This window comes from Megasphaera sp. DJF_B143 (assembly GCF_900320625.1).
GTDB lineage: Bacteria > Bacillota > Negativicutes > Veillonellales > Megasphaeraceae > Megasphaera > Megasphaera hexanoica.
The window spans coordinates 1-5,034 of sequence record NZ_ONTA01000244.1; the positions used below are offsets into that span (position 1 = coordinate 1).

Genomic DNA, 5,034 nt, shown 5'->3' on the forward strand with positions numbered 1-5,034 from the left:
CCTGGCAGGCAACAAGCGTATTTTCCCATACCGTTTCTATTCCCAGGAACGGGCTATCCTCGGCGGCATGCGCGGCGTCGGCTTCGCCGCTCTCTTAGGTCTCGATGACTACCAGAAAGACGCTGTGGCAACGGGCATGCACGCCTATCTGATGCAACGGAAATATCCCCATGCGGAAATTTCCCTTTCCTGCCCGCGTCTGTGCCCGATTATCAACAACGATAAAATCAACCCGAAGGACGTAGACGAACGGAAACTGACCCAGATCATCTGTGCCTACCGCCTGTTTCTGCCTTACGCTTCCATCGTCGTTTCCAGCCGGGAAAGCGCCAAATACCGCAACGCCATCATGAAAATCGCTGCTACCAAAGTATCGGCCAGCGTCTGTGTCGGCATTGGCGGCCATCTGGAAGATGACGGCAGTGAAAAAGGCGATGAACAGTTTGAAATCACGGATAACCGTCCCTTCGATGAAATGTACGCCGCCATTAAAGGCATGGGGCTCCAGCCGATTACGAGCGAATACATTTACTTATAACACCGTTTGCAGACGCCGGAATATCCGGCCGGCGTTTTGCCATATACTAAACATATCCAATGGCCCTGCCAGCCCTATCCACCTGGCAGGACAGCAAAAAAGGATTGTCACACATCATGGTGCGGCAATCCTTTTTTGCATGTTTTCCTATGCTTCTCTCAGTAAATATCCGTTGGCTTTATATATTTTAAGAATAAATTAAATAAAGGTAATAGAAAATATACTAAAGAGGCTGCAACAGCATGAACCGGATAAGTCCTGTTGTTGCAGCCTCATGTACGCCTGGATAAAATAATGTAATCCCGCCGATATCCGTCCCGGTCAGACCACAGCCAGAGCCTGGTCCAGATCGGCGATGATGTCTTCCGGGTCTTCCAAACCGACTGACATGCGTATCATGCCGTCCGTAATGCCGGCCGATTCCCGTACTTCTCTGGGAATCATGGTGTGCGTCATGGCTGCCGCCTGTTCTACCAATGTTTCCGTATCGCCCAGGCTGACGGCCAGCGTACACAATTTAAGATGGTTGATGAACGTCTTGCCCGCTTCCAGTCCGCCTTTGACATCAAAGCTCAGCATGCCTCCACCACCGCGCATCTGCCGTTTCGCCAGTTCATACTGCGGATTAGATGGCAGGAAGGGATAGCGGACTATGTCAATTTTCGGGTGCTGTTCCAGATACTGTGCAATCTGAAGTGCATTGGTATTATATTGTTTCATACGCACGGCCAGCGTCTTGAGTCCCCGCGTGGCCAGAAAGGCGATTTGCGGTGCCATGACGGCACCAAAGTGCATGAGCGTACCGAGGCGGCAGTCGCGCAGGAATCCTTCATCATTGGAGATGATGGCTCCTCCCAGAAGATCGCCGTGACCGCCGATGTACTTGGTCACGCTCTGTACGACCCAGTCGGCGCCCAGGTCGAGAGGATTCGTGTTGTACGGCGTGGCAAAGGTGTTATCAACACCGACTTTGATGCCGTGTTCATGAGCGATGGCCGAAATAGCCGCAATGTCAGCCATGACCATGGTCGGGTTTGCCGGCGATTCGACGTAAATGAGTTTCGTATTGTCTTTGATGCCATCCTTCAGCGTTTCCAGATTCTGCGGATCAAAGGTCCCCACTTCGACGCCGAACCGGGGCAGGAAATCACGGGTAATATCTTCTGTACCGGAATACTTGGCCTTGCAGAACAGCGCATGGTCACCGGCGCGTACACTCATGAAGATGGCCCCTGCCACGGCACCCATCCCCGATGCATATGCCACGGCACCGAGTCCATGTTCGGCAGCGGCTATCTTTTTTTCAAAATAATCGTTGCTGGGATTGGTAATACGGCTGTAGGCAAAACTTTCGGCATAATCGTCACAGGCTTTGACCGCATCATCTGTCGAGTCGAAATAAAAGGTCGAAGTCTGATAAATCGGTGGCACTAAGGCACCGTAGGCATCCCGCGGTTCACCAGCATGAATGTTGACCGTAGACGGTCCGTATTTTGTCCTGTCAAAATCAGGATGGCGCAATACACTTAAACTCATGTTCATATCCCCCTCTTCATATTACTTATTCTCCCACTGTCCTTACAGCGGCTTTACCATGTCCCGTCGCTTTATAAATCAAAGCTCCTGCGACAAAGCCGATGATAAACGGCGTAATCCAGCCGAAGCCAAAGGTCGAAAGCGGCGTTGCTGCCACGATAGCTTTGGCAAAGCCAAGACCGGACAGGCCCGGCAGTGATTCTATCAGCGCATAAATAGTAACCAGATATACCGATCCCTTGTAGGCCCCGTCATTCGGCACGACTTTGACCAATACGCCCAGGACAAGCAGTGCCAGGCACGGCGGATAGCATACGCCGAAAATCCAGCCGACGTAGGTGACGATGCCATCGACGCCAAGGAGAGCCGTAAGAGCCGAAAGGATGCTGCATACGATAGCAACTTTCTTATAACTGACTTTGCCGGTCATGGTGCTGGTAAATTCCGCAACCGCCGCTACCTGGCCGATTGCCGTAGTCAGGCAGGCCAGTACGACGGCGATGCCCATGGGGACCATGACCCACGTGCCGACGCGCTGGATGATGGCGACGAGCAGTTCTGCCCGGCCGATAGACTGCGGATAGTCACCGCTGACACAGGCGCCCATATACAACAGCGACCCGTAAATGATGAGGAGCAGGACGAAGGCGACGATGCCGCAATAAATGAGGACTTTATTGCGCTGGCCAATGGTCGTGTAGCCTTTGCCTTTGATAGAGCTGATGAATACAGCTGCCATGATAAAGCTGACCAGGACATCGCCTGTATTATATCCACCCAGGAAGGCATTGACGAACGGTTTGGCTACCTGTGGTTCAATCGGCGTTCCCAGAGGATGGACGATACCCATGATGGAAACGACGACCAGGATGAGTGCCAGAAGCGGCGTCAGATACCGGCCCATGCGGTCCATGACGTTATTCTTATCTTTGACAAAGAAGAAGCATATAATGAAATATATGATGACCAGTGGAATGAACGGCGCCCCCGGCACATTGCCCTGTACGCCGAGCTGGATAGCCGTAGCACAGGTCCGGGGAATGGAAACGAAGGTGCACACAAACATCAGCGCCGCCAGCAGGACATTGTACGTATACTTGCCGACGTGATCGGTGATAGCATGGACATCGCCGTTCAGACCAATGACAACCAACGTAAAAATAGGAAGAAAAATACCGGAAAGCGTCAGGCCCGACAGGCCGGCAAATACGGCAGACCCGCTATTGAGGCCCAGCTGGGGCGGGAAAATCAGGTTGCCTGCCCCAAAGTAGGTAGCGAAGAAAGCAAAACCGAGGATAAAAATATCGAGAATCTTGATACTGCCATTACCGGGAGAAGAATTGCCACTCATCATACATACCTCCTTATAAGCCGCACCCGGCCCTTCAGTCCCGCAGCCCGTCCGGGCCGGATGCCGTACCACAAAACAGAACTTATAATTTTTCCAGAGCCTGATCGAAATCGTTCAGCAAATCGTCTGTGTCTTCCAGTCCGGAAGACAGGCGGATCTGGCCGTACGTGATGCCAATTGCCGCCAGTTCATCGGCCGAAAGGTCACGGTGGGATGCTTTCGGCGGATAGGTCAGAGTCGTGCACGTACCGGCCAGAGTCGGTACGAAATGGACCAGTTTCAGATTGGCAATGAGTTTGTCGATCAGTTCCATTCCGCCTTTGAAATTGACGCTGAGCATGCCGCCGTATCCATTGCCTTCAAACTGCTTGTCTGCCAAAGCCTTGCTGGGAGACGAATCCAGGCCCGGATAATAGACTTTTTCTACTTTCGGATGGTGTTCAAAGAACTTTGCCAGAGCCAGGCCGTTCTGGCTCATCTTCTGGACGCGCAGCGGCAGTGTCCGCAGACTGCGTGCCAGGAGCCACGATTCCGTCGCACCCAGATTGCCGCCGTACAGGCCGAGATAGAAGCGGATCGTATCGATCAGTTTTTTCGATCCCAGCGCCGCGCCGCCCACGATATCGTCATGGCCGCCCAGGTATTTCGTCGCGCTGTACAAAACGAGGTCGGCGCCGAATTTTGCCGGCTTGGCCACGATGGACGTAGCAAAAGTGTTGTCGATAAAGAGCAAGGCGCCGTTGTCATGGGCCACGTCTGCCAGATGCCCCAGATCCGGGACGGACATGAGCGGATTGGCAATGGTTTCCCCGTAAATAACTTTCGTATTGGGCTTGATGTAGTCTTCCGGCTTCTGTGTATCGAAATCGATGAACGTCGTTTCGACGCCCCACTTGGAAAGTTCATGTTTTAAGAAATAGAACGTTTCCCCGTACAGCACAGGAGAAGCCAGTACATGGTCTCCCGGTCTGAGCACGGCCAGAAGCGATGTGGTGATAGCCGCCATGCCGGAAGAAAAGACCAGGCCCGTTTCCGTTCCATCGCCCGCTGCCAGAATACGCGATGCCGCATCAGAATTAGGGTTTCCCAGACGGAAATAGGCGTAGCCCGGTGCCCCTTCATCACAGATTTTATCCATCGGTTCAATAGAATCAAATATATAGGCCGATGACAAATAAATAGGAAATGTTTCCGGTACGGTCAGTGCCTTGTTCATTTCATAGCACATTTCTCCTGTCCCCGTATGCATATACGTCGTAGCCGTTCCTCTTGACATGATATAATCTCCTTCCCTAAGTACAGAAATCAACTGGCTGTATGACTTTTCCGGAATTGTCAATTGTCTTTTTGTTATCTTAATTATATCGGTAAAAGGCAAAAAAATATATGCATCACGCGGCGTATTTATAGTAGTATTTTAGGAGTACATCGGATAAAACATACTCCTTTTATACTCCTTTTATACTCCACGCACACCCTCTCCGCATCGTTTTCCTGCCACTTTCGTCCTCCCCGGGCTGCACGCTGTATCATAAAAAAACTCTGCACGATATCTACCGTGCAGAGGCTGATTCCCTATGTACTTATTCCCGGGCCCGTTCCCACGTCC

3 protein-coding genes and 1 pseudogene are annotated in these 5,034 nt (G+C 51.9%); 1 reads left to right on the top strand and 3 read right to left on the bottom strand.

Going from position 1 to position 5,034, the window contains the following annotated elements:
- Positions 1-538, top strand: a pseudogene (locus DBO31_RS07210) (2-iminoacetate synthase ThiH); the annotation flags it as partial.
- A gap of 321 nt (positions 539-859) precedes the next feature.
- On the opposite strand, the gene DBO31_RS07215 reads toward DBO31_RS07210, so the two are convergent.
- From DBO31_RS07215 to DBO31_RS07225, 3 genes are all read right to left on the bottom strand, one after another.
- Positions 860-2,074, bottom strand: a complete 1,215-nt coding sequence (locus tag DBO31_RS07215; protein ID WP_150824810.1) for a PLP-dependent aspartate aminotransferase family protein — start codon at positions 2,072-2,074, stop codon at positions 860-862.
- A gap of 25 nt (positions 2,075-2,099) precedes the next feature.
- Positions 2,100-3,428 (bottom strand): branched-chain amino acid transport system II carrier protein, encoded by a 1,329-nt coding sequence (locus DBO31_RS07220; protein ID WP_234995431.1) that lies wholly within the window; start codon positions 3,426-3,428, stop codon positions 2,100-2,102.
- Between the two features lie 79 nt (positions 3,429-3,507).
- Positions 3,508-4,701 (bottom strand): PLP-dependent aspartate aminotransferase family protein, encoded by a 1,194-nt coding sequence (locus DBO31_RS07225; protein WP_059076518.1) that lies wholly within the window; start codon positions 4,699-4,701, stop codon positions 3,508-3,510.
- Positions 4,702-5,034: the final 333 nt, after the last annotated feature.

Excerpts from the sequence above, each read along its gene's own strand:
- DBO31_RS07215 (WP_150824810.1), bottom strand. The coding sequence starts at position 2,074 with ATGAGTTTAAGTGTATTGCGCCATCCTGATTTTGACAGGACAAAATAC.
- DBO31_RS07220 (WP_234995431.1), bottom strand. The coding sequence starts at position 3,428 with ATGATGAGTGGCAATTCTTCTCCCGGTAATGGCAGTATCAAGATTCTC.
- DBO31_RS07225 (WP_059076518.1), bottom strand. The coding sequence starts at position 4,701 with ATGTCAAGAGGAACGGCTACGACGTATATGCATACGGGGACAGGAGAA.